Below are 23,731 nucleotides of genomic sequence, written 5' to 3'. Positions count from 1 at the left end.
GCAGGGAGTGTGGCCCAGCTCCGGCGCGGCGCTGCCGCTCAAATGGCACCGCGGTAGTTACAGTGGCGAAATTCAGGTTCGTCGGGCACAATGATCAGTGGCAACACAGAGCTCGCACTCCGGTGCGGGTGGGTCTCGTAAGGTAGCAGCACGCTTGTTCGCAGTTTCATCAGCCAGTGCAGGTCGTTGGGGAAGACGTACCTACAGCTATGGAGGATGGAATGTCTGTTGTGATGGCGCGCGGTGTCCTGTACGTGCACTCGGCCCCTACTGCGCTGTGCCCTCATGTCGAATGGGCCATCGGCTCGGTGCTGGACAAGCGCATCGACATGGAGTGGACGGCTCAGCCTGCCGCGCCCGGAATGCTCCGGGCAGAACTGTCCTGGGTCGGCCCCCAGGGAGCCGGCGCGCAGCTCGCATCCGCTCTCCGCGGCTGGGCGCATCTCCGCTACGAGGTGACCGAGGAGCAGAGCGCAGGCGCCGACGGCGGCCGGTGGTCCCACACTCCAGAGCTCGGGATCTTCCACGCCACGACGGACGTCCACGGAAACATCATGGTGACCGAGGATCGCATCCGGTACGCCTACGAGGCCGGCGCCGGCGATCCCGCAGCGGTGTACCACGAGTTGTCCCTCGCCCTCGGTGAGTCCTGGGACGAGGAGCTCGAGCCCTTCCGCCACGCAGCCGAGGGAGCGCCGGTGCGCTGGTTGCACCAGGTCGGCTGAGCCACCGCATCCCGTCCGTCTGCGCCCTGCCGCGCAGCGTGATCCAGGGGATCCGCACTACGGGATCACCTCCCGCGTCCCCTCGTCCATAGCGTCGGGTCCGCGGCTGAACGACGAAGGCGCCGCCCCGTCCGGGGCGGCGCCTTCTCGCGTAGCAGGTGTCAGACGCTGCGGAGGACGATCACGGCGTTGTGCCCGCCGAACCCGAACGAGTTGCTGAGTGCGACGATGTCCCCGGACGGCAGGTCGCGCGGCGCTGTGACGACGTCGAGGGGGATCTCCGGATCCTGGTTGTCCAGGTTGATCGTGATCGGCATCGTGCGTTCGTACAGGGCGAGGACCGTCATGACGGCTTCGACGGCACCGGACGCCCCGAGCAGGTGGCCCGTCTGCGACTTGGTCGCGGAAACCGCAACCTGATCGAGGTGCGAGCCGAGAGCAGCCTTCAACGCCGTGTACTCAGGCTTGTCGCCGACCGGCGTGGAGGTCGCATGCGCGTTGACGTGCACCACGTCCTCTGCCTGCGCTCGCGCGTCGAACAGCGCCGCCTTGAGCGCCCGCGTGGCTCCGAGGCCCTCGGGATCAGGGGCAGTGATGTGGTAGGCGTCGGCGGTGACGGACGTCCCGGCCAGCTCGGCGTAGACACGGGCACCGCGGGCACGTGCGTGCTCCTCGGCCTCGAGGACGATCGCCCCGGCGCCCTCGCCCATGACGAAGCCGTCACGGTTCGTGTCATAGGGCCTCGACGCCGACTCGGGGTCGTCGTTCCGCCGGGACAGCGCGTGCATGGAGGCGAAGGCAGCGATCGGCATCGGGTGGATCGCGGCTTCCGCACCGCCGCAGACGACGACGTCGGCCTTGCCGGACCTGATGAGTTCGAGTCCCTGATGCAGGGCTTCGGTTCCCGAGGCGCAGGCGGAGACGGGAGTGTGCGCGCCGGCGCGGGCGCCCAGATCAAGGCTCACCGCTGCTGCGGGCCCGTTCGGCATGAGCATCGGTACGGTCATGGGCAGGACGCGCCGCGGCCCTTTCTCGCGGAGGGTGTCCCAGGCGTCGAGGAGGGTCCAGACGCCACCGATGCCCGTTGCGAAGGCGACCGCCAGACGGTCCCTGTCGATGTCCTCGATCCCGGAGTCCCGCCAGGCTTCGCGGGAGGCGACGACGGCGAACTGCGTCGACGGGTCCATGCGCTTGGCTTCCACGCGGGACAGCACCTCCGACGCCGGCACCGTGATCTGCGCGGCGAAGGTGACCGGCAGTTCGTACTGCTGCACCCAGTCGGCTTCGATGGTCCGGGCGCCCGATACTCCCTTGAGGGAGTTGGCCCACATGGTGGGGACGTCCCCGCCGATCGGGGTGGTTGCACCGAGTCCGGTGATGACGACTTTGCGTGGCATGGTCACTCTTTCGAAGCTAGGGCGTGCGCCGGCGGAACGGGGCGCAGGGATGACGGAGACGGCCGCCCCCGGCAGGTGACACCGGGAGCGGCCGTAGCGCCGGGAGCTGCAGGACTAGGCCTGAGCGCCGGAGATGAAGGTGACGGCGTCGCCGACGGTCTTCAGGTTCTTGACCTCTTCGTCGGGGATCCGCACACCGAACTTCTCCTCGGCGTTGACGACGATCGTCATCATCGAGATGGAGTCGATGTCGAGGTCGTCGGTGAAGGACTTGTCCATCTCGACGGACTCGGGCGCGAGGCCGGTCTCCTCGTTGACGATCTCGGCCAGACCGGCCAGGATTTCTTCGTTGCTAGCCATGGTGGCTCCTTTTCTGTTGCTGCCGGTACACCGGCGGGGATGGTCAAACCGCGCTGTCACGGTCTGGGCTTGAAAACTAGGGAAGGACCACGACCTGCGCCCCGAAGACGAGGCCGGCCCCGAACCCGATCTGCAGCGCGAGCGTGCCGCTGAGTTCAGGCTGTTCCTTGAGCGTGCGGTGCATGGCGAGGGGGATGGACGCGGCCGAGGTGTTGCCTGCATCAACGATGTCCCGCGCCACGTACACGTGGTCGGGGAGCTTCAGCTGCTTCACCATCTCATCGATGATACGGATGTTGGCCTGATGCGGCAGGAAGACCGCGAGGTCATCGGCAGTCACCCCGGCCGCGTCGAGCGCGCGCTGCGCCACCTTCGCCATCTCCCAGACCGCCCAGCGGAAGACGGTCGGCCCGTCCTGGCGCATGGTGGGCCAGAGACTCTCACGGGCGGCGTCGGCGTCCTGTTCGGCGTCGCCCTCGGTGGAGACGGTCCCGAGTGAGAAGTCCCGCGTGTCGAGCAACGACCTCGTCATGCGGATCGCCCCGTGCTTGCTGCCGTCGGAACCCCAGACCGAGGGGCCGATGCCGGCCGAATCGCCAGGGCCGACCACCACGGCCCCGGCTCCGTCACCGAGGAGGAAGGAGATGGTGCGGTCGGAGTTGTCGATGAAGTCCGAGAGCTTCTCGACGCCGACCACGAGGACGTACTCGGCGGTCCCGGCGTGCACCAGCGCGTCAGCCTGGGCGATGCCGTAGCAGTAGCCGGCGCATGCCGCCGAGATGTCGAAAGCCGGTGCGGGGGTGGCTCCCAGGCGATCGGTGAGTTGCGCGGCCGCGGAGGGTGTCGCGTGCGGGTGGGTGACGGTGGACACGAGGACGGCGCCGAGCTGCGACGCCTCGATCCCGGCGGCGACGAGTGCTTCCCGTGCTGCTGCCTCGGCCATGTCGATGACGCTGACGTCCCGCGGTGCCCGGTGCCGGGTGACGATGCCGGTGCGCTGTCGTATCCACTCGTCGGACGAGTCGATCCACTGGCACACGTCCTCGTTGGTGACGACGATCTCGGGCCGGTAGGCGCCGACGCCGAGGATGCGCGTGTGCTCACGCAGGGGTGATTGCTTGATGGCGCTGATGCTCACTGAGGTCCTTCGGAGATGGGTGCGGTGACCGGGTCCGTGGTCCGCGAGTGTTCCTCGATGAAGCTGCGCGCGGCGTCCAGGTCCTCAGGAGATTTTACGGCGAGGGTGGCCGTACCGCGCATTCCGCGCTTGGCCAGGCCCGTCAGCGTGCCGGCGGGGGACAGTTCGACCATCCCCGTGACCCCCATGGCCTGCATCGATTCCATGCACAGATCCCAGCGCACGGGGCGGGAGACCTGCGCGATCAGGCTGTCGAGGTTGCCCTGGCCGGTGGCGATGGGCTTCCCGTCGTAGTTGGACATGAGGGTCGCCGTGGGATCGGCCGGCGTGAGCGTGGGCCGGAGCTCCTCCAGCGCCGTCACGGCGGGCGCCATGTGCGCGGTGTGGAAGGCGCCGGCGACCTTAAGGGCGATCACGCGGGCTTTCGCCGGCGGGTTCTCGGCGAGGCCGGCCAGCTGTTCCAGGGTTCCCGCTGCCACCACCTGTCCTCCGCCGTTGGCGTTCGCCGCCGTGAGCCCGAGGTCGGCGAGCCGTGCGGCGACCTCCTCGAAATCACCGCCGAGCACCGCGCTCATGCCGGTGGGCGTGGCTGCTGCCGCTTGGGCCATCGCGTTCGCCCGTACGCGGACGAAGGCGCCGGCGTCGTCCTCCGTCAGGGCCCCTGCAATGGCGGAGGCGGTGAGTTCACCGACGGAGTGCCCGGCGACGACGGTCGCGGCGGTCATCGTGTGACCGGTCAGGAGCAGGCGGGCCGTGACGAGTCCGGCGGCGACGATGAGCGGCTGCGCGACGGCGGTGTCCTTGATGGTCTCCTCGTCGGAGGTGGTCCCATGGCGGACGAGGTCGGTGCCTGCGCGGTCGCTCAGCTGGTCGAGGTGCTCGCGGACTCCGGGGAGCTCGAGCCAGGGGGCGAGGAAGCCGGGAGTCTGGGAGCCCTGTCCGGGGCAGGCAATTGCAAGCACTCTTCCAGCTTTCCAAAGGGGAGGGGCAATATCGGGTGTTCAGCAGAACCAAGCTGACGGTGTCGCGTTGTAGGAAGTCTACAAGGCTGCGGCTCTCCCCGCGGCTGTCACGCCCTTGTCGACACTGGCCGGCCGGGAGGTCCGGGTGCTTCCCCCGGCCGCGGCGGAGCCGGGGCCGGCCGGTGCCGTGGCAGCGGCCAGCCGCCCCACCACGAGCGCGGTCTGCAGGACGTAGGCCTCGCGCGGGATGAGCGGATCCCACCCCGTGACGTCACAGACGCGCCGCAGGCGGTACCGCACGGTATTGGCGTGGACGAAGAGTGACCTCGATGTGGCTTCGAGGGAGTGTCCGAGGGTGAGGTACGCGGACAGCGTCTGTTCGAGACCGTTGGAGGCTGCGAGGAGGGGACGGTAGATGCTGCGGACGAGGGCGCGGCGCGCAGTGTCGTCGCCGGAGATGACCCGTTCGGGCCACAGGTCCTCCGAGGACACCGGCCGGGGGGCGGAGGGCCACGCTCGGGCAGCGGTGAGACCCGCGAAAGCGGCCTGCGCGGACGTGCTCGCCGCGACGAGCGACTCGGCTTCCGGGCCGAAGACGACGGCCCCGTCGCCGAAGAGTTCGCTGATCCTGGGATAGGCCTTGTCCGCATCCCGGACACCGCCGAGGACGAGGATCAGCCGTTCGCCCTGGATCCCCACGAGGACGTCCTCGGCGAGACGCCCGGTGATCCTCCGCAGCTCGTTGAGGAAGCCCGCATTGGGTTCGGATGGGGCGCTGCCGACCATGACGGTGATCGGGGCCTGGGAGCTCCAGCCCACCGCGGCGATCCGGGAGCGCAGTGCGTCCGAGCTCTCCCCCCTCAGGATCGCGTCGACCACGAGGGCCTCCAGGCGAGTGTCCCAGGAGCCGCGGGTCTCGGCGGCACGCGCGTAGACGTCCGCCGCGGCGAAGGCGACCTCCCTGGAGTACCTGAGCACGGCTTCGCGGAGCGGCGCCTGGTCGGCGGCAGGCGCGAGGAACGGCACGTGGTCCTCGACGACCTGCACCACCACGCGGATGAGCTGGAGGGCTTTCTGCAGGCTGATGGAGCGGGTGAGTTCGGTGGGGGCCGTCCCGAAGACATCGCTGAGCACCCAGGCGGGGGACACGGGCTTCTGGTACCAGTTGACGAAGGACGCGATGCCCTTCTGGGCGACCATGCCGAGGGCGGAACGCTCATCCGGGCGGAGTCCCCGGTACCACGGCAGGTCCGTGTCGAGTTGCTTGAGCGTCGCCGTCGAGAGCGAACCGATCGTGGCGCGCAGCTTCTCGACGGTGGCGGGATCGGGGGGCGCGGCACCCGCGTTCGTGGCACCGGACGCGCCGGGCCTGGTGCCGGAGGAGGTGGCGGGGACATGGTCGGGCTGCCGCATGCTTCGAGCATACGGTCTCGGCGACGCTGCTCCCCCTTTGTGAGAAGGCTACAAAAAGGGCGACGGCGGGACGCAGCGTGCGCTGCGTCCCGCCGTCGCCCGTCGGGCTGGTGGCCGGACTAGGCGTCCCCGCCTGCGTTACCGGTGGTCCCGGCATTCACGTCGAGGAGGCTGTACTTCTCGATGGCCTCCCTCGGCGCGTTCGCGTCGACCTCGCCCCGGCGGGCGAGCATCTCGAGGGCGCGGACGACGACGGAGTGGCTGTCGATCTTGAAGAACCGGCGTGCCGCAGCCCGTGTGTCCGAGAAGCCGAAGCCGTCGGCACCGAGGGTCGCGAACTCGTTCGGCAGGAACTGCCGGATCTGGTCGGGAACCGCCTTCATGAAGTCCGAGACCGCGACGATCGGACCCGTGGCCCCCTCGAGCTGCTGCGTCACGAACGGCTTGCGGGCTTCGGCGCCGGGGTTGAGGAAGGCGTCCTCCTCGGCATCGAGGCCGTCGCGGCGGAGCTCGTTCCAGGACGTGACCGACCAGACGTCGGCGGACACCCCCCAGTCCTTCGCGAGGATCTTCTGTGCCTCGAGCGCCCACGGCACGGCCACGCCGGAGGCCAGCAGCTGCGTGCGGGGACCGTCGACCTTGGCGGGCTTCAGCAGGTAGATACCCTTGAGCAGTCCCTCGACATCGAGTTCCTCCGGTTCGGCCGGCTGCACGAACGGCTCGTTGTACACCGTGATGTAGTACATGACGTTGCGGAAGGACTCCGGCTTGTCGCCGATGTCGCCGTACATCCGGTTCAGGCCGTCACGGACGATGTGCCCGATCTCGTAACCGAAGGCCGGGTCGTACGTGATGACGGCCGGATTCGTCGACGCGAGGATCGGCGAGTGACCGTCCGCGTGCTGGAGGCCCTCGCCGGTCAGCGTGGTGCGGCCGGCCGTGGCTCCGATGATGAAACCGCGGGCCATCTGGTCGGCTGCCGCCCAGATGGAGTCGCCCGTGCGCTGGAAGCCGAACATCGAGTAGAAGACGTAGATGGGGATGAGCGGCTGCCCCTGCGTGGCGTACGCCGTGCCCGCCGCGGTGAAGGCGGCCATCGATCCTGCCTCGTTGATGCCCGCATGCAGGATCTGCCCCTCGATGGACTCCTTGTACGCGAGGACCAGGTCGCGGTCCACGGACAGGTAGTTCTGACCCTTGGGGTTGTAGATCTTCGCCGTCGGGAAGAACGAGTCCATGCCGAAGGTGCGCGCCTCGTCGGGGATGATCGGCGCGATCCGCTTGCCGAACTCCTTGTCCCGCATCAGGTCCTTAAGGATGCGCACGAACGCCATGGTGGTCGCGGCCATCTGCTTGCCGGAACCGCGCTTGGCCATCTCGTACGCCTTATCGCCCGGCAGCACAATGTCCGCGTGCTTGGTGCGGCGCTCGGGGATGAATCCGCCGAGCTCACGGCGACGCTCGAGGAGGTACTTGATCTCTGGAGCGTCGGCGCCCGGGTGGTAGTACGGAGCGTTGTAGAGGTCGTCGTCGATCTGCTCGTCGGTGACCGGGATCCGGAGGTGGTCGCGGAACGCCTTGAGATCGGCGTTGGTCAGCTTCTTCATCTGGTGGGTCGCGTTGCGTCCCTCGAAGTGCGACCCCAGGCCGTAGCCCTTGACGGTCTTCGCGAGGATGACGGTCGGCTTGCCCTTGAACTCCGTCGCGGCCTTGTACGCCGCGTAGACCTTGCGGTAGTCGTGCCCGCCGCGCTTGAGGTTCCAGATCTCGGCGTCGGTCAGGTCCTCCACCATGGCCTTGGTCTCGGGGGACTTGCCGAAGAAGTGGTCGCGGACGAACCCTCCGGACTCGGCCTTGTACGTCTGGTAGTCGCCGTCGGGCGTCTGGTTCATGATGTCGACCAGGGCGCCGTCGTCGTCCTTGGAGAGCAGCGCGTCCCACTCCCTGCCCCAGACCACCTTGATGACGTTCCAGCCCGCACCGCGGAAGAACGCCTCGAGCTCCTGCATGATCTTGCCGTTGCCGCGCACGGGTCCGTCGAGACGCTGCAGGTTGCAGTTGATGACGAAGTTCAGGTTGTCCAGGTTCTCGTTCGCGGCGAGCTGCAGCAGCCCACGCGATTCCGGCTCGTCCATCTCACCGTCGCCGAGGAAGGCCCAGACCTGCTGGTCGGAGGTGTCCTTCAGTCCGCGGTTGTGCAGATAGCGGTTCGACTGCGCCTGGTAGATGGCGTTCATGGGGCCGATGCCCATGGAGACCGTGGGGAACTCCCAGAACTCCGGCATGAGGCGCGGGTGCGGGTAGGAGGACAGCGCATGGCCCTCCTTGGACTTCTCCTGGCGGAAGCCGTCGAGGTCCTCCTCGGTGAGCCGTCCCTCGAGGTAGGCGCGGGCGTACATGCCGGGGGAGGCGTGGCCCTGGAAGAAGATCTGGTCCCCGCCGCTCGGGTGGTCCTTGCCCTTGAAGAAGTGGTTGAAGCCCACCTCGTACAGGGTCGCGGCGCCGGCATAGGTGGAGATGTGGCCGCCCACCCCGATCTCGGGGCGCTGGGCGCGGTGCACCATGACGGCTGCGTTCCAGCGCAGCCATGCGCGGAACTTCCGCTCGATCTCCTCGTCACCCGGGAACTCGGGTTCCTGGTCGGCGGGGATCGTGTTGACGTAGTCCGTCGTCGTGACCATGGGCACGCCCACGGACTGCGCACCGGCACGCTGGAGGAGCGAACGCATGATGTACTGCGCGCGCTCGGTGCCCTGGGTGCGGATCAGCTGGTCGAGGGATTCGATCCACTCAGCGGTCTCCTCGGGATCCCCGTCGGGCTTGCCGACTGTCAGACCGCTCAGAATATCCGCCGTACCTTGTTCAACAGCCACGCGATATCTCTCCACTTCCACAGATTCTGTCTGTGTCGTTTTATGCCTGCGCACGGCTCGTTGGCCCGCGCAGAGATGCATGCTCGGCCGGACGGTGTGAGCACCGTGGCCATATATCGGTTCACTCTATCGCCGCCGTACGGTCCGTGCGTAGCGAGATGGGGGTCGCCGGGCAGATTACGCCGAGGGCTTGCGCACGCCACGTCCGGGGGCCGGTCCGAGCGTGCCTGCGGACGACGGCGGCCAAAAGCGCCCTCCGGCTTGATGCTTGGCGTATAAAGGTGTTGGCTGGTAGCAATGTACAACCATACGAGGGCGCGTCAGGCCCGTCTTTCCAGGAGGAGCTAAGTGAGCGAGGCTGAAGCCGCCACTGCGGTCAACGTGGCAGGCAAGTTGGGTTTCAAGAACGGAGACCTCGTTCAGGAGCTCGGATACGACGACGACGTCGATTTCGAGTTCCGGGAGGAACTGGAGGACGGCCTCGGGTCCGAAGTGCTCACGGAGGACGACCAGGACGTCGTCGACGGCGTGATCCTGTGGTGGCGGAGCGGCGACGGCGACCTCGTGGACGCCCTGGTGGACGCACTGACCTCACTCGGGGCGGGGGGAGTCGTCTGGCTCCTTACGCCGAAGTCCGGCCGCCCAGGATATGTGCCGCCCGCTGACGTCCAGGAGGCGGCTCCTACCGCCGGCCTCCACTCGACCTCCTCGGCCGGCGTGTCCAGGGAATGGTCCGCCACCCGGCTCGTCAGCCGACGGAAGCAGTAGCGGTGCCCCTCGAGATCGGTTCCCCCGCACCCGCCTTCACGCTCGCCAACCAGTTCGGCGAGGTCGTCGAGAGCTCTTCCCTGGTGGGCGGCGCCGTGGTCGTCTTCTTCCCCTTCGCCTTCTCCCGCGTCTGCACGGACGAACTCGGCCAACTGCGCGACAACCTGGAGCTGTTTGACGCGGCAGGCGTCACGCTCGTCGCCGTCTCGGTCGACCACAAGTACACGCTTCGTGCCTTTGCGGACGCCAACGACATCTCCTTCGATCTCCTCGCCGACTTCTGGCCGCACGGCACCGTCACAAGGAGCTACGAGGCGTTCGACGACACGAATGGCTACGCCGATCGTGTGAGCTACGTCCTCGACGGTTCCGGCACGGTCCGCGCCGTCGTATCCTCCGACCACGGACAGGGACGCCCGATCGCCCACTACGCCCACGCGTTGTCCTCGGTCGAAGCAGCCCTGTGACGCCGTGACCCCCACGGTCCGGGCGTGACGACGAGTTCGGCGGGGGACCGTCCCGTCCGGCAGGACGATCTCCCGGGACCGGAGTCCAACCCGAGGCTCGGTCTGACCGGGTTCGTGAGCGAAACCCCCTCCGCGGCCCTCGCACCGCTGGGCCCGGAGGAGCGCGCAGCACTGGAGCGTGCGGTGTCCCTCCTCGCCGGCCGACGCCTCGCCGTTCTCACCGGAGCGGGCCTGAGCACGGACTCCGGGATCCCCGACTACCGCGGGCCCACATCCGTACCCCGCAATCCCATGACCTATCAGCAGTTCGTCGGCGACGAGGTGCTGCGGCGGCGTTACTGGGCGCGGAACCACGTGGGCTGGCGACACCTGCGCCGGGCCGATCCCAACGCCGGCCACGCGGCCGTGGCACGGCTGGAGCAGCGCGGCCTGCTGTCCGGGCTCATCACGCAGAACGTCGATAAGCTGCACTCCGCGGCAGGCAGCACGAGGGTCATCGACCTGCACGGGACCTTCGACCGCGTGGTGTGCCTGCAGTGCTCGTCGACGTTCCCGAGATCGCGGATCGCCGAGATCCTCGAGGATCTGAATCCCGGCTACCTGGAGCGGGAGTCCGACGCGGGCGATGTGGCTCCCGACGCGGATGCCGATGTCGACGACACGGGCGACTTCGTCATGGCACCGTGTCCGGTGTGCGGTGGCATGCTCAAGCCGGACTTCGTCTACTTCGGCGAGAACGTCCCGAAGGACCGCGTCGCGGAGGCGTATGGGCTGGTGGACGGCGCCGAGGGCCTGCTGGTCGCGGGCTCCTCCCTCACGGTGATGAGCGGACTGAGGTTCGTGCGGCACGCCTCGAAGGCGGGAAAGCCCGTGGTGATCGTCAACCGCGGGTGGACCAGGGGGGACGAGTTCGCCTCGCTGAAGATCGAGGCGGGCGTCTCCGAGGCCCTCACCTATCTCGCCGACGAATTGCCCGACCTCCCGGACTGACACGTGCTGCCTGCTGCCGGAAGCAAGTAGTCACTGAACGATTCGAGTATCGGCTACTGTTCCGGCCCCGCCCCGGGCGTCCTACGGTCTACCCATAGGTCTCTCACCCGGGGTGGAAAATGCGTTCGTCGATCAGGTCTCTCGCCATCGTTCTCAGCACTGTCGCGGCCGTCGTCGTCGTGCCTGTCGCCGTCGATCTCCGCAGTGGAGCGGGGGTCGATGATCCGACAGGGATTGTCGAGGCGACTGCTGCAGGCGTCGCCGAGCGCTCCCCGCTGCACGGTGCCGGTATGTCCGGTCCTCCGGACGAGCCGTTCGTCCGATCGGTATCTACCCCGGTCGGTCCTTCCGACGCCGACGGATCCGGCAGCGTCGGGACGGGAGTCACCGACCCCGGCGCGTCGGTTCCGGCCGGGCCTCGTCCGCTCGACGCCATCGCCGGGCCCGCGTCATCCGTTGTTCCTCCTGCCACCCCGGTGGTGCCGGTGATGGTCGAGCGGGCCGAGGTCCAGATCGACGTTCCGCCGTCCGCGGAGGTGACAGTCGTCGTCGTGGACGCCGGCGGGACGGGTCGGCCCGACCCGGGGATCGGCAGCGGAATGGGCGGTGACCTGCCGCCCGGGAACCTACCCGCACCGCCCTACCCGCACTGCCCCATCACCGCGGCCGGCGCCTGGTGGACCGACCCGGCCGACCCCTACACATGCATCCCGCCGGCATCGGTCCCCTGGCACGAGCCGACTCCGCCGGGTATCGATCCTGAGCTCCTGGAACCGATCGTCGAGGTCGAGGTTCCGGAGGGATCCGTGGGGTGGCACGAGCCGACTCCGCCGGGTATCGATCCTGAGCTCCTGGAACCGATCGTCGGGGACCCGGCAGGTGCGGACGAGGCCGTGGCAGACGTGGCGGCGCCGCTGAAGTCATCGTCACGAACTGCGGAGCCTTCTGTTCAGCCTGACCCGTTGTGCTGATCTTCGCCCGCAGCGTCGAAGTCGGAACAGGCCAGCGATGCGTGCGGAAGATCGCGCCCCCGCGACGATGGACCATGCCCCCGGAAGGTCTGAGGTGCATTGCCCACCGGTACGACCATGACGAACGGTGGTGCGCGTAAGCCGTCAACGCGTCTATCTCGACAACAGGGATCCGCACCCCGAACCTCATACCGCGGGCGAGGTTCGTTGATGCGCGGCCAAGAGACAGTAGCTGGCGCTTTTTCCTCAGCGTAAGGACCGGCACGTAGTGTTCGGAGTCATCATCGCGGTCTGCACGAACCAGCGTGCTGAATGCCTTCGGCACGTCGTTCCCGCCCCGACACGCGTCAGGTGAACTTGTAAATCCCCGAACGGATCGGCATACGGTACAACTGATTGTTCAACAGCGTGGTCATCATGGTGATCGTGTTCGGCCCAACGTCGGGGTGGTCGGTGATGCTCGGGTGCTGTGAGTTGAAGAACGCTGCCCCGCCCCACATGGGCTGGATCAGAGTCCGGTTGATGTAGTCGTACTGCGGGGATCTGTCGGAGCAGATGACGGCCCAACGTGCGTTGAGCCCACTGAAGCGCTTGTCGGAGACGACCTTCTCGACCAGCCGGTCGAACACCTGATTCTTCCTCTCTGGAAAAATCCCATCGGCCGTGTAGTGAGAGTCGCGGTAGCGCCTCTCGTACACCTCGTCCGAGACGATTGGATCGACGACTACGCAACGGATGTTCATGTCCATGCCGTGATACAGCGCGCCGGTTGCGCCCTTGGAAGCGCCGTAGAAGACGATGCTGTCCCGATCGACGTCGTTGTCCGATGCAACCTGCTCGATGAGCTTCTGTACCCGGGCGGTGTTCGTCGGGTGGGCGACAGTGTTCAGATAGAACGCACCGGTGACACCGCCGATGTCCGCGATGCGGAGAATTCCGGTCCCCGGTGTCACGTACTTCTGAATACTCGGAAAGTTGTGCTTGAAGTAACGCATCAGACCGGAGCCGTACATGTCCTCGTGGATGGAAGCGAAGACCACCAGGATCGTCGGGCTGTCCGACTCTAGGGTGGGCGGGGTGTACGAATAGATGACACCCTGGTCGTTCGCGGAGAACTCCCCGGTCTTCACCCTGTGCCAGAGATGTTTGATCTCGTCGTGCCGTACGAACGACGACACATCATTGTCCTGCTTGTAGAGGTAGTAGCCGAGCTTCGCGAGATTCGTGACAGCCTGCTTCGCCACACTGTCCGTCCGACTGATCTGGATGAGGTTTGCACTCGTCTTCCCAGGGTGCCCGACATGCACGAACTTCGTCGCTGGTTTCTCGGCGAGGGTTGCCAGCTCGTCGGCGTTGGCGGCACCCAGCATGGTGATTGTCGTCATAGTTGTCTAAGGATTGTCGGTCTTGCGTCGTTTTCAAAACCGCCGAGGTCGAAGGGGCGGACTTCCGGCCCGTTCGGTGGGAACTCGCCAACACAGGCAACCGGTTCGCGGAGCCCGTGGCGCTGCTTTCGAGCGCGAGGACTCGCGACTACCATGCTGCTACGTCCCACGGAGCTGCAGAAGCAGGACAGAAAAGCCAACCGACACAGCCGCCCAACAAGAAATCCCCGCCTTTCCCGGAAGCTCTCCTCGGAAAGGCGGGGACTCGGTGGTGGGTCCTACCGGGATCGAACCGATGACATCCACGGTGTAAACGTGGCAGGACCCGAAAGTTTGCCCATGTCAGGGCAGGGTGTGCGAGCCCGCGTGGCGTATCGGTGGCGTATCGCCTCGCACAGACACCTAACCGAGACCACTGTGACGCGGGTGTGCGTGCCACAATCACAACCACATCTACAGTCCTAGGGGGACCATTGGCTCAGCAATACCAACCCGCGTACTACCAGCCGCCAGTCAAGCAGGGCAACGGTTTCGGCGTCACCGCGCTCGTGCTCGGCATCATCGCCATCGTCGCGTCGATCATCCCGATCCTCGGCATCGCTGCCTTCATCCTCGGGCCATTAGCCGTGATCTTCGGGATCGTTGGGCTAACCCGGGCACACAAGCCGAAGGGCACATCGATCACCGGTCTTGTTCTGGGGATCCTGTCCATCATCATTGCTGCGACCGTGACCTCAGTCTTTTTCGGGGCTATGTCGACAGCGATGGAGGAAGGCACAAGCGAGGTCTCGCAGGAAGGTGCAGCACCTCCGGCTGAAGCAGAGGCCATGACCGTTGACGCAGCCACGCTGCTCGCGGACTTCGAAGGCAACGAGGCCGCCGCTGATGCAAAGTACTCCGGCCAAGTGCTCGAGGTAGCCGGCAGCGTCAGCAAGGTCGACACCGAGTTCCTCGACGACACTAAGTACGTTGTCCGCATCGACGACGGCGCTGAGTTCAGTTTCACGACCGTCAACTGCAACGACGTGCCAACCGACCAGGCTGCCGCTGCCGTCCCGGATACCGACATCACCATCCGCGGAATTTTTGAGGACGGTGGCGATCTTGGCATTGAGCTCAGGGATTGCGTGGTCCTTTAGCCGTCTCGGTGTCGTTTGCGTTCCTCGAGCTGCCGGCGGCTGACGACGTTCGCGTTGACCCACACCTCGCGGGCCACGGAGTACTCGACCCATTGCACGAGGACCATGCTGTTCGTCCAAGCCATCGCGAAGCCCTTCACAGTTTGTGTGTGCCCGTCGGGGTAGACGAGTTCACACCAAATCGGCGGAGCCTTCCGCTCCGTGGCCGTCACGCCGTGGGATGGTGCTGGGAGCCCGATCGGTGGGACAAACTTGTCTCGTGAAGGCGGGATTCCATGCCAGCCGGGGCGAGGATTGGGTGCCATGTAGTGACCGTACGGCGCGTCTCTGACGGTTTTCGCAAGCGGCAATTCGTGCTCGATCCGTAGCGACCAGTGCGAGACGGTTGATTGTCATATCGCCGAAATTAGGAGCACGTGTGGAACCGCGTTGGGATCGTCGGGACGCACTTCGAGCAGCGCTGGAGTTACTCCAGGTAGGCATTGAAGACATCTGGGTGTCCTATCTGGCGCTCGCTGGCTCAGCATCGATCAAAGACCTCCAGGAGTGGATGGGGGGACGAGACGAATTACCTGAGCTGCAGGTCGACCTGCTGATGTTGGCAATCGATGATTTCGCCGAGCAGCACGCTAGCCAGCTCTGGTGTCGCACTGATTCCGTCTGAGCAGCAACGACGAAAGCGCCCCACCCTCGATATGAGGGTGGGGCGCTTTCCACTACACGAGCTCGTGGCGTCCCGGCGGGTTCCCGTCAGGGGAGAGGAACGCCACGTGTTTCCTCGTCCACTCGACAACGCCGGGAACCGCGAGGATGCGGGTAACGAGTGCGGTGAGCGCGATCGCGGCGACGAGGATCCCGTTGAGCACCACGTACAGCCACTCGGGGATGATCGCCGTGTTCTCGGTCAGCCAGCTCATGCTGGTGGCGAGGATGCCGTTGAGCAGCGGGAAGAGTCCCACTGCGGCGGCCGCCGCTGTCCGGGCTGCCGCCCGCCACGGGTGGGCTGTCTGAGTGGGTTCCATCAGGCGTCCTTCCCAAGCTCGATGGTTGCCTTCGTACCGTCGAGGGCCCGTTCGAGTCCTGCGCTGATGGCCGCTTCGACCCTGGCAGGGTCGAGGCCTTCGACCTGACCGGGTACCTTTCCGACGGCGTTGAGGATGTCGGCGCGGAACTGGTCGAAGTAGGCCACGACCCCGCCGAGGCTGCTGTTCCCGCCGACGGACTTCCCGCCGCGCTTGATTGCCGTGGTGAGGATGAGCCGGGCCGTCGCTTCCGCGGTGCGGCTGACCACTCCCTCCATCCGGTTCGCCTCGGCGGCCAGCGACCAGCGGAGGGTGTTGGTGGAACCCTTCGGCTTCCCCTCGCGCTGTACCTGGGTGTCCAGCAGGACCCGGGCGATGGTCTTGGCCGCTTCGTCGGTGATGCTCTCTACGTGTCCCATGTCTTCTTCTTCCGGTTCGATGATGGTGATGTCGTCGTTCTGGTAGCCGATCGACGCGTTCCCGCCGAGGGCTTCCTGGTAGGACCTCAGAAAGAGGTCCCAGTCGAAGCCGACGCCCGGGTCGTACCGGGTGCCGGGGTTCGTTTCCCCGTGGCCGTAGAAGCCGGCACGGGATCCGCTGATCGCCTCAGCAGCGCTGATGCGTCTGGCGGGGGTTGGGGCGGCGAGGAGTCCGTAGGCCACGGCTTCCTGCACCATCCGCGCTGCGCCGACGGCCATGTTGACGGTTGCCGCTACGCGATTCGCCTCGGAGATGGATCGCCAGTCGTTGGCACGGACGGCACCGGACACGCTCATCGCGTGCGGGTTGTTCGTCGTGTCGGCCCATGCCGCCCAACGTGGGTGCACGAGGTCGATGATCGAGTCGGCGTCAGCGAGGACGTGGTACGAGCCGTAGTCCGAGCGTCCGCCGATGAATGCGGCGACGTCCTCCGCTCCGCCATCGGGCCCGTTGAAGCACGTGTTGTTCTCGGCGGTGTGGACGCCGATGACGCCGGAGACTCGGGTGCGTTCCCACCCGAACTGCGGAGTGATGGTGTTCGGGCGTTCTACGAGGTAATAGGACACGCGAGCCCCTTCCAGGGCAATAGGAAAGCCCCGACCGGATGGGCGGGGCTTGTGCTGATCGTGAGACCGGTCAGGCTTTTGGGCTGTGCTGGTCCTCTTGCCGCTGATGCTCGCGGATGAGGGCGGGATCGAGGTACTCGTGGAGCTCGACCGGGATTGCGGGCTTCGGCGGCTTGGACCCGCGGCGCTCCCAGAGAAGGCCGGCCTCGATGTAGTTGATGCTGATCCGGAACTCCCGGGTGATCTTTTTCAGGCCCGCCTCGATCTTGTCGAGGCGGCCGTCGCGTTCCTTGAGCTCCTCGCGGTAGGTCTCGATGAGGGACTCCCGGTCTTCGCGGGATTCCTTCTTCGTCGCCAGGGTGTTCGTCTCGTGGTCGCTTTTGCGGCCCCGGCGGACGACGAGGTACGCGCCGCCGAGCGAGCCGATGAGGCCGAGGATCGCGACGATGATCGCTACCGTGTCACTCATCCACGTCCACCCGTTCTACTTTGTTGATCATGGCCGCCATCGCCCCGATGATGATGACGATCGCGGCGTACACGGTGGCGGTTATCCACGACCCGATCGACGCAAGGGCGCCGGCATCGAGGGTGCGGGTGACCGCGGCCCAGACGTAGACGATCGCCCACAGGGTCGACATCCCGGCCATGACTGCAAGTGCCGGGATCTGCTGCTTCCGGTACGCCCCTGCGGTGACGATGACACCCGTACCGAACCAGAGCACCCCGTAGGTGAGGGTTGGGATGATGTGCTGGATCTCGAGGAGCACGGCCGGGGTGAAGGCGGGGGACCCTGGCTGCATGTACGCGACCGCCCGACCGAACGCCAGGACAGCGAGCGCAAGCATCGCCACGCCGCGTGGCCCATACGGTTTCAGCTTCCGCACTTGGCTCTCCTCAGGCTGTCCGTGCTGCTGAGTGGCCGGTGGTCGTCGATGGCGGCTTCGACTCGAAGAGAGAGGCAGCGACTTTCGGCCAGACGGTGTTCACGACGTACTGGATGTCATCGTCCGGGATGCCTTCGGTGGACACGGCTCCGTTGGCGGTGATGGTGACGTTCGCGGCGATCGTCGGGGTGGTGGAAACGAAGTTCACCATGGTGCCGTTGGGAACCATCGGGTTATCGAGGGTCCAATCGACGAGCTGCCGTTCGGAGGGTACGAGCTCGTAGAACTCGATCTCCCGGGCTCGGACCATCATGGCGGCCGCGATGCGCCAGGTGAAACTCTGGTCGTCGCGGGACCTCGCGTACTTCAAGAGCTGAGAGGCGGGGCGCGGGGCCGGCTCGGCGGGCTGTTCGGCCGGCTGCTCTGGCTGTTCTGTCATGGTGAGGTCCTTACTTGGTGTAGGTGATCTTGATCTTGCAGACGCTCGCGAAACCGTACGTGCGCAGCGTCCCGTCTCCTCGTAGCCCGATGCCTCTGTAAGCGCCAGAGAGGAAGCCCGCATGGTGTTGTGAGGGGATGCGGAACGTCCGGGTGGAGTTGATGCCCCAGCCAGATTCCGCGTGACTGAAGTCGGCGTCGAAGGTGGCCGGCAGTCCGTTGAGATAGCTGTGCAGGTGGATGCGTGCGATGCCGCCGTCCCCGTAGTACCAGTGGTCGAATTTCATGGTGACCTCGATCTTGTCGATGGTCGAACCACTGATGTAGGGGGCGAAGTCCGGGAAGAGGAACATTGATCCGAGATTGCCGTTGCTGGTCCCGAACTGAAGGCCTTGGTATCCCTTTCCGGGGTTGTAGTTGTAGATCCCTCCTGAGCCAAGGTACGAACGGACCTGGGTGAAAGACCACTCCTTTGCCCGCTGCGTCTTCGACACGGTTGGCGCGGGTGCTGGCTTGGTCGTGGTGGCAGAGGCCCACTGCGCGCCGCCGCCGGCGTTCTTGACCACAGACGGCGATGAGGGCAGGGCGCCCGCGTCGTCGACCACGATGTTGCCCTTCTGGAACAGCCGGAAGTAGCTCTGGTTGCCCGCCGGCCCGCAGTAGGCCATCACGAGGATCTGCACGCGCTTGCCGGCGTCTGCCGCGGAGATGGGGCGGTGGATGATGAAGGTGTGGTCGTGCCAGGCACCTGGGGCGGGGTTCGGGCGGATGAAGGAGTCGAAGGTGGCGCTGTTCGCCTCTGTGATCGCGGAGGTGTCATCAGCGTCGGTGATTCGCCATTTGATGTCCCATCTGGATTCGCCTCCCGTTGCTGGGAAGGAGATGGTGGGTGTGGTGAACGTGACTCGAGTCATGCGGTTGCCTGCGGTGATGTAGTCCACCGATGCGACGCCCATGAACTTCAGCGATCCGACCTCGATCTGCCCGGTGCCGCCGAACGCTCCGTAGTCGAAGTCGCCGTAGTTGTAGACCCCGGCTCCGACGCGTTCGATCGTGGCGGCAAGCTCTTCACCCTTGTACCGGAACGAGTCCGATGCCTCGAGGCTTTTGAACGCGCCGTTGCCTCCTGAATCGAAGGCGATCGTAGCCATGCCGTCCCGATACAGCGCGAAGCGGTCCTCGCCGAAGGTGCCGAGCTTGATGACGTCCTGCACCGTGCCATCGGGTGCGGTGTAGGTGACCAGGAGCCCCTGCCCCGTGACGGTGCTGGTGTATCCGGAGCCGTCAGTGTTCGAGAGCAGCGTCAGGACCTGGGCGTTGGCCTTGGTCAGCCAGGCCGTGTTCGCCCACAGCTCGTTCACGTCGACCTGGTCGGCCTTGACCTTGAGGAATTGCGCGACCTTGGCCGTGAGCGCCTCGCTGGCGGTGATGTTGTCGGCGATGATGCCACCGGTGACGACCAGGTTGTTGTCGATGAGCTGGCGCAGCATCATGCTGCCCTTGATGACGTAGCAGGTTCCGACCGCTCCGCTGAGGCGGATCTCCGGGAGCAGCCAGTACACGTTCGCGGGGATCTTCACGGTGTGGGTGTAGGTGCCCGATCCCGCGGGGAACGCGGTCGACGTCGCCGTGTCCTGGATGCGTGGGACGCCGATCGTCGACTGGCCGTCCTTTGCCCGGCCGGTGAACCTCAGGTCGTTGCTGGCCCCCTTCACGGTCGACATCGTCACGGTGAAGCTGTAGACCTCGCCCGGGACGACCGGATACCAGTCCTTGTACGCCGCGGTGGTCTGCGCGACGCCAGAGGGCCGGAGGTAGTAGTTGCCCGTGCCCGGGATGGCGATCTGCAGGTCGCCGGAGGAGCTGAGCGTCACCGTCGCGCCACCTGCGGCAGCGTTCCGGCGGGCCAGCATGGTCGGGTCCACGAACAGTGAATCCGGCAGCAGGTTGCTGAAGCTTCCGAGGATGACCTGCTCGGCCATGATCTTCCGGGACAGGACGACCTCGGAGTACAGCTTGTCGATCACGCCGACGGCGATGCTCGCGTTGCCGGCGGTGAGCTGGCTGACGGCGAGGCTGATGAACGAGCCGGTGTTCGCCGCGATGCGCTGCGCGACGGCGTCGCGAAGGTTCGTCGTCCCGGTGACGGTCAGCTTCCCGATGTCCGCCTCGACGAACTGCCCGGCAGCGGCAGCCACGTTCTGCGCGACGACGCTGCTGAGCGTGGACTGCCCGACGACGGTCAGTGCGCCGAGGTCCACACTGGCGATCGATTGGTGGCCCCGCTGCTGCGAGGACCAGGCGGTGCCTGTCCATGTCCACTCACCGATGACGACCTTGTAGGTGTTGTCGGCGAACTGCCACCAGACGTCGCCGGAGGTGGTGCCCGTGCCCGATGGTGCGGCAGTGTCCCGGTAGACCCGGGTCTTGCCGTTCGCGGAGGCGAGGGCGAGGTCGGCGGTGCCGTTCGCAGTGCCGGCGAGCGCGTAGGCGTTGTCCGCGCGGGTCTGCGCGGTCGCTGCTGCGGTCTTCGCCTGGTCGGCCGTGGTCTGCGCTGCTCCGGCCGCGGCCGCGGCGTCGACGGCAACCTTGTCGGTGACCGCTTCCCACTTCGAGGCGTTCGGGCTGTCCGGATTCCACCGGTGCGGCTTGTTGTCGCTCGAGCGGATCCACAGGTTCTGTGTGACCGCCCGAGTGCCGGTGGGCGCGCTGAGCTGGTAGATCACCTCACCCTTGGACCCTGCCAGGCCCGACGCGGCGAGCGCGTCGGCTTTCGCCTGATCCGCTGCAGACTGCGCGGTCGTGGCCACAGCCCTGGCCGCATCAGCTTTGGTGGTCGCATCCGACGCAGCAGCCTGGATGGCAGCGGTCCTCGCGGCATCTGCCTTTGTCGTCGCATCGGCCTTCGCGGCAGCCAGCGCAGCATCGGCCTTCGCTTTCGCGTCGGCTGCAGCGTTGGCTTCTGCCTGCTCCTTCTTCGCCGTGGCGTCCGCGGCCGCGGCGGTGATGGCCGCAGCCTTCGCAGCGTCCGCCTTCGCCGTCGCGTCGGCCTTCGCCGCGGCGAGGGCATCTGCTCCGGCTCCGGAAGCCTGAGCGTCCGCGTACGTCTTGGCGGCGGCCAGGGCCGCGGTCTGTGCAGCGTCCGCCTTTGCCTTCGCATCGGCGGCGGCTGCTGTGGCTACGCGGGCCTCGGCTGCCTCGGTCTGCGCCTTCGCATCAGCGGCAGCAGCCGTGATCGCAGCGGCCTTCGCGGCGTCGGCCTTGGATGTTGCGTCGCTCTTCGCGTCGGCGAGGGCCTGGTTGGCCTTTTGGGTTGCGTCGGCCGCGGCCGCTGTTTTCGCTGCTTCGATCGCGGCAGTGTCGGTGACGTCGACCCACGTGTTGGTGGAGCTGTCCCACCGCTTGGGCGTGTTCCCAGCGTCGATGTCAATCCACAGGTCCGGGGTCCGCTCATCGTCGGTTGCACCGTCGAAATACGGGGAAGGGGTTGTCCCCGCCTCGGCCATGACGAGGTCGATGTCCATCCAGTCACCGGCATTCGTGACACCGACGAAGTAGCTGTAAAGGTACAGGTTGTCGCTGGTGGCGGTCGCGGCGGGAAGGACGATCGTGACTCGCGTCCAGGTGTCCGCGGGCACGGAGAACGCTGTCTGCGTCGCGGCATTCGTAGCGGTCGATCCGAGCCGGTAATAGCCGCCGAAGTTGATCGTCCGGGCGCGATTGGTGCGGACCATTGCCTGGAGTGTCCACCGGTCGCCTACCGCGATCGCCGTTGGCATCAGGGTCGTACCGCAGTTGAAACCGCCGGCGCCTGTGTTACCCGTCGACCACAGGATGCGGCCGTAACCGGGCTTCCCGTCAGCTCCCGCCCCGACTTCGCGGGTGATGGTCGCGACACCGTTCGTGCCGGTAATCCTCGTCCAGCCGGCTGCGCTTGTCCCGAAGCTCGGGTTTGTGCACACATTCCGCCCGACGACAGTCCCGTCCAGGGATTTGGTCGACGCGCTGAGGTGTGTCGCCCCGAGCCAGGAGTAAACGGCCCCTACTGGGGGAGGGTCTGCCTGGAAGAAGGTGCGGCCCTTGCTGCCCGCAAGGCCGGCAGCAGTGCGAGCTTCAGCCGTCGCGGCGGCGGCTTTGACTGTCGCATCGGCAGCGGCCGCGTCGATGGCCTGCTGCTTGGCGGTGCTGATTTGCGCGGGGACGGCGTTGATCTGCCCGAACGCGTCGGAAATGTCCTCCTCGGCCGCGTTCAGACGGTCCTGCGCGAAAGTGAGCTCCGTATCGAGGGCGGGCAGGGTGGTGTTCCTCAGCTCGCTGACCGTTGCCGCGAGCGCAGCCTGCGCCTGCGTGTTGTCGGCGAGCGCTTTGGAGAGTTGCTGGTCTGCCTGGGCGAGCAGGGCCCGGGCCTCCTCGAGGCGGGCATCTGCCTCGGTGAGGATGCCTTCGGTCAGCTGGGTGGCCTGTTCGATCGCTTCGGCGCGCACGGTTTCGAGGACGACACCGGTGGACTGCTCGACGAGTTCGGAGGCCCGGCCGACGGCTGCCTCTTTGGCGCGGTCGGCGATCCTGTCCACGCCGGTGCGTGCGGAGGACAGCTGCTCGAGGTGGCGGCGCGCGTCACTGACGGACTGTGTGAGCTGGTTTATCTTGGCTGCACGGGGAATGCCGGAGTAGTCCATCTAAGCCTCCAGTCGGGCGAGGGTGGGCGAGTATGTGGTGGCGTCCTGGGTGAGGGACCATTCGGTGACGACCCAGACGGCGTCGAGGTCGACATCGGGCGTGGAGATGCTCACGCGCGCCGTGTCGCCCAGGTGCAGGTCCCCGAGGCGGGTGCCGGCATCTTCGCGGACCGCGAGCGTGATGAGTTCCTGCCCGGCGAAGAGCTGGCGGCCGAGGCGGGCAGCGTGGGCGTCAATGGTGTGCTGCTCGGTGACGCCAGAGAAGGATCGGCGTTCTTCGAGGCGAGGCCACCCGGCGGCCTCCCGGACCGTGTCGACGACGGGCTTGGACATGACCTTCGCTTCGCTGTCCCCGTCGCCGAAAGCGCGGGCGTGGGTAGCTGCGTCGCCGTCGCCCCACCGCTCGTCGAACTCGAAGTCGGTGACGTTGCCCGGCAGCTCGAACACATGCTCCGGGGTCGAGGTCCGGTTGCCCAAGTGCGGGTACCCGGTCCGGAACACGTAGCGGACCGAGGTCTGGTCTGTGTTGGTCCAGGTGACGTCCATCGTCCAGTTGAAGCCGTTGTCGACGGCGGCGAGCTCCTGCAGTCTGGAGTAGAGACGAGCGTTCTCATCGTCGGCATATACGCGGTCCCTGATGACCCGTGATGCGGGAGCGTCAATGGTTAGGGGGATGCCGACGGCATCTGCCGCTACGCCCGCGAGCGCGGCGGCGATAGCGGTCTGGTCGACGGCCTCGAACATGAGGTTGGGTGTGTATCGGCGCAGCAGGTATCCCTCGATCGTGACGCAGGGGTAGCGGACGATCCCGTTGCCGCTGCGGAGCCGGTTAATCGGGATGCCATGCCACAGGATCCGGTTGTGCTCGTCGACGACGAGGATCACCGAACGCCAAGGCAGGACGTCCTGCGCCCACGTGGACGAGCAGGCGGGGTCGTGGATGGGCAACGCCAGAGTCCCTGTCCCGAAGCCCTGCAGAAGCCGGGACAGGGAGCCGGCGATGGTGAACGGCATCTCGTAGAGGACCCTGCCCGTTTTCAGGGAGCACAGCATGAACCGGTACACAGGGTC

Annotated in this window: 22 protein-coding genes; 7 read left to right on the top strand and 15 right to left on the bottom strand. The window is 66.5% G+C overall.

The genetic code is table 11. From position 1 onward, the window contains the following. Positions 1 to 221: 221 nt before the first annotated feature. Positions 222 to 725: a DUF3145 domain-containing protein gene (locus tag NVV32_RS09305; RefSeq protein ID WP_055773336.1), complete on the top strand. Its 504-nt coding sequence runs from the start codon at positions 222 to 224 to the stop codon at positions 723 to 725. A 161-nt stretch (positions 726 to 886) separates the two neighbouring features. Here NVV32_RS09305 and fabF read toward each other — a convergent pair whose 3' ends face one another. From fabF to aceE, 6 genes are all read right to left on the bottom strand, one after another. Beyond that, entirely contained in the window at positions 887 to 2,122 is a 1,236-nt protein-coding gene (gene fabF / locus NVV32_RS09300; RefSeq protein WP_422389961.1) for a beta-ketoacyl-ACP synthase II, read from the bottom strand. A gap of 114 nt (positions 2,123 to 2,236) precedes the next feature. Continuing rightward, positions 2,237 to 2,482 carry an acyl carrier protein gene (locus tag NVV32_RS09295; RefSeq protein WP_026552001.1) on the bottom strand — a complete coding sequence of 82 codons (246 nt, stop codon included), beginning with the start codon at positions 2,480 to 2,482 and terminating at the stop codon, positions 2,237 to 2,239. A 76-nt stretch (positions 2,483 to 2,558) separates the two neighbouring features. Continuing rightward, positions 2,559 to 3,620: a beta-ketoacyl-ACP synthase III gene (locus tag NVV32_RS09290; protein ID WP_422389960.1), complete on the bottom strand. Its 1,062-nt coding sequence runs from the start codon at positions 3,618 to 3,620 to the stop codon at positions 2,559 to 2,561. Beyond that, on the bottom strand, positions 3,617 to 4,582 hold the full coding sequence (locus NVV32_RS09285) for an ACP S-malonyltransferase (RefSeq protein WP_422389959.1): 966 nt from the start codon (positions 4,580 to 4,582) through the stop codon (positions 3,617 to 3,619). Before NVV32_RS09285 ends, NVV32_RS09290 begins: the two co-directional genes overlap by 4 nt. Positions 4,583 to 4,660: 78 nt before the next feature. Beyond that, positions 4,661 to 5,995 carry a PucR family transcriptional regulator gene (locus NVV32_RS09280; protein ID WP_422389958.1) on the bottom strand — a complete coding sequence of 445 codons (1,335 nt, stop codon included), beginning with the start codon at positions 5,993 to 5,995 and terminating at the stop codon, positions 4,661 to 4,663. 119 nt (positions 5,996 to 6,114) lie between these two features. Further along, positions 6,115 to 8,868, bottom strand: a complete 2,754-nt coding sequence (aceE, locus tag NVV32_RS09275) for a pyruvate dehydrogenase (acetyl-transferring), homodimeric type (protein WP_422389957.1) — start codon at positions 8,866 to 8,868, stop codon at positions 6,115 to 6,117. Positions 8,869 to 9,216: 348 nt separating this feature from the next. Here aceE and NVV32_RS09270 point away from each other — a divergent pair, with 348 nt between their 5' ends. The 4 genes from NVV32_RS09270 to NVV32_RS09255 all read left to right on the top strand — a co-directional run bounded on the left by NVV32_RS09270 (position 9,217) and on the right by NVV32_RS09255 (position 12,064). Further along, positions 9,217 to 9,636, top strand: a complete 420-nt coding sequence (locus NVV32_RS09270; protein WP_191931470.1) for a DUF3052 family protein — start codon at positions 9,217 to 9,219, stop codon at positions 9,634 to 9,636. Positions 9,637 to 9,638: 2 nt separating this feature from the next. Next, positions 9,639 to 10,103 carry a redoxin domain-containing protein gene (locus NVV32_RS09265; protein WP_422389956.1) on the top strand — a complete coding sequence of 155 codons (465 nt, stop codon included), beginning with the start codon at positions 9,639 to 9,641 and terminating at the stop codon, positions 10,101 to 10,103. A gap of 102 nt (positions 10,104 to 10,205) precedes the next feature. Then, positions 10,206 to 11,093, top strand: coding sequence for an NAD-dependent protein deacetylase (locus NVV32_RS09260; RefSeq protein WP_422392027.1), 888 nt, complete (start codon positions 10,206 to 10,208; stop codon positions 11,091 to 11,093). 119 nt (positions 11,094 to 11,212) lie between these two features. Next, positions 11,213 to 12,064 (top strand): hypothetical protein, encoded by an 852-nt coding sequence (locus tag NVV32_RS09255; RefSeq protein WP_422389955.1) that lies wholly within the window; start codon positions 11,213 to 11,215, stop codon positions 12,062 to 12,064. Positions 12,065 to 12,411: 347 nt separating this feature from the next. On the opposite strand, the gene NVV32_RS09250 is transcribed toward NVV32_RS09255, so the two are convergent. Beyond that, on the bottom strand, positions 12,412 to 13,449 hold the full coding sequence (locus NVV32_RS09250; RefSeq protein WP_422389954.1) for an XcbB/CpsF family capsular polysaccharide biosynthesis protein: 1,038 nt from the start codon (positions 13,447 to 13,449) through the stop codon (positions 12,412 to 12,414). A 473-nt stretch (positions 13,450 to 13,922) separates the two neighbouring features. On the opposite strand from NVV32_RS09250, the gene NVV32_RS09245 reads away from it, so the two are divergent. Beyond that, complete coding sequence (locus tag NVV32_RS09245) at positions 13,923 to 14,588, top strand: OB-fold protein (RefSeq protein WP_422389953.1); 666 nt, start codon at positions 13,923 to 13,925, stop codon at positions 14,586 to 14,588. On the opposite strand, the gene NVV32_RS09240 is transcribed toward NVV32_RS09245, so the two are convergent. Beyond that, positions 14,585 to 14,713: a hypothetical protein gene (locus NVV32_RS09240; RefSeq protein ID WP_422389952.1), complete on the bottom strand. Its 129-nt coding sequence runs from the start codon at positions 14,711 to 14,713 to the stop codon at positions 14,585 to 14,587. The two genes, NVV32_RS09245 and NVV32_RS09240, sit on opposite strands and share 4 nt — an antisense overlap. Before the next feature lie 293 nt (positions 14,714 to 15,006). Between NVV32_RS09240 and NVV32_RS09235 the strand changes: the two genes are divergently transcribed. Further along, complete coding sequence (locus NVV32_RS09235; RefSeq protein ID WP_422389951.1) at positions 15,007 to 15,252, top strand: hypothetical protein; 246 nt, start codon at positions 15,007 to 15,009, stop codon at positions 15,250 to 15,252. A 52-nt stretch (positions 15,253 to 15,304) separates the two neighbouring features. Here the strand turns inward: NVV32_RS09235 and NVV32_RS09230 are convergent, their stop codons facing one another. From NVV32_RS09230 to NVV32_RS09200, 7 genes are all read right to left on the bottom strand, one after another. Continuing rightward, positions 15,305 to 15,610, bottom strand: coding sequence for a hypothetical protein (locus NVV32_RS09230; protein WP_422389950.1), 306 nt, complete (start codon positions 15,608 to 15,610; stop codon positions 15,305 to 15,307). Beyond that, complete coding sequence (locus tag NVV32_RS09225) at positions 15,610 to 16,656, bottom strand: hypothetical protein (RefSeq protein ID WP_422389949.1); 1,047 nt, start codon at positions 16,654 to 16,656, stop codon at positions 15,610 to 15,612. The genes NVV32_RS09230 and NVV32_RS09225 overlap by 1 nt, the downstream gene beginning before the upstream one ends. Before the next feature lie 70 nt (positions 16,657 to 16,726). Beyond that, positions 16,727 to 17,125 carry a hypothetical protein gene (locus tag NVV32_RS09220; protein ID WP_422389948.1) on the bottom strand — a complete coding sequence of 133 codons (399 nt, stop codon included), beginning with the start codon at positions 17,123 to 17,125 and terminating at the stop codon, positions 16,727 to 16,729. Further along, entirely contained in the window at positions 17,118 to 17,504 is a 387-nt protein-coding gene (locus tag NVV32_RS09215; protein ID WP_422389947.1) for a hypothetical protein, read from the bottom strand. The genes NVV32_RS09220 and NVV32_RS09215 overlap by 8 nt, the downstream gene beginning before the upstream one ends. Positions 17,505 to 17,553: 49 nt before the next feature. Continuing rightward, on the bottom strand, positions 17,554 to 17,982 hold the full coding sequence (locus NVV32_RS09210) for a hypothetical protein (RefSeq protein WP_422389946.1): 429 nt from the start codon (positions 17,980 to 17,982) through the stop codon (positions 17,554 to 17,556). A gap of 10 nt (positions 17,983 to 17,992) precedes the next feature. Next, positions 17,993 to 22,660 (bottom strand): hypothetical protein, encoded by a 4,668-nt coding sequence (locus tag NVV32_RS09205; protein ID WP_422389945.1) that lies wholly within the window; start codon positions 22,658 to 22,660, stop codon positions 17,993 to 17,995. Beyond that, a complete protein-coding gene (locus tag NVV32_RS09200; RefSeq protein ID WP_422389944.1) occupies positions 22,661 to 23,725 on the bottom strand; it encodes a hypothetical protein in 1,065 nt (354 codons plus the stop codon). Between the last annotated feature and the right edge of the window lie 6 nt (positions 23,726 to 23,731).

Source organism: Arthrobacter sp. N1 (assembly GCF_048288285.1).
Lineage (GTDB): Bacteria > Actinomycetota > Actinomycetes > Actinomycetales > Micrococcaceae > Arthrobacter_D.
The sequence above is the reverse complement of the archived record's forward strand: the minus strand, read 5'-3'. Positions and strand labels throughout refer to the sequence as shown.

Coding starts and splice junctions, on each gene's coding strand:
- NVV32_RS09305 (WP_055773336.1), top strand. CDS start 222: ATGTCTGTTGTGATGGCGCGCGGTGTCCTGTACGTGCACTCGGCCCCT.
- NVV32_RS09255 (WP_422389955.1), top strand. CDS start 11,213: ATGCGTTCGTCGATCAGGTCTCTCGCCATCGTTCTCAGCACTGTCGCG.
- NVV32_RS09220 (WP_422389948.1), bottom strand. CDS start 17,125: ATGAGTGACACGGTAGCGATCATCGTCGCGATCCTCGGCCTCATCGGC.
- NVV32_RS09205 (WP_422389945.1), bottom strand. CDS start 22,660: ATGGACTACTCCGGCATTCCCCGTGCAGCCAAGATAAACCAGCTCACA.
- NVV32_RS09250 (WP_422389954.1), bottom strand. CDS start 13,449: ATGACGACAATCACCATGCTGGGTGCCGCCAACGCCGACGAGCTGGCA.
- NVV32_RS09295 (WP_026552001.1), bottom strand. CDS start 2,482: ATGGCTAGCAACGAAGAAATCCTGGCCGGTCTGGCCGAGATCGTCAAC.
- NVV32_RS09240 (WP_422389952.1), bottom strand. CDS start 14,713: ATGGCTTGGACGAACAGCATGGTCCTCGTGCAATGGGTCGAGTACTCC.
- NVV32_RS09215 (WP_422389947.1), bottom strand. CDS start 17,504: ATGCTTGCGCTCGCTGTCCTGGCGTTCGGTCGGGCGGTCGCGTACATG.
- NVV32_RS09230 (WP_422389950.1), bottom strand. CDS start 15,610: ATGGAACCCACTCAGACAGCCCACCCGTGGCGGGCGGCAGCCCGGACA.
- NVV32_RS09210 (WP_422389946.1), bottom strand. CDS start 17,982: ATGACAGAACAGCCAGAGCAGCCGGCCGAACAGCCCGCCGAGCCGGCC.
- NVV32_RS09280 (WP_422389958.1), bottom strand. CDS start 5,995: ATGCGGCAGCCCGACCATGTCCCCGCCACCTCCTCCGGCACCAGGCCC.
- fabF (WP_422389961.1), bottom strand. CDS start 2,122: ATGCCACGCAAAGTCGTCATCACCGGACTCGGTGCAACCACCCCGATC.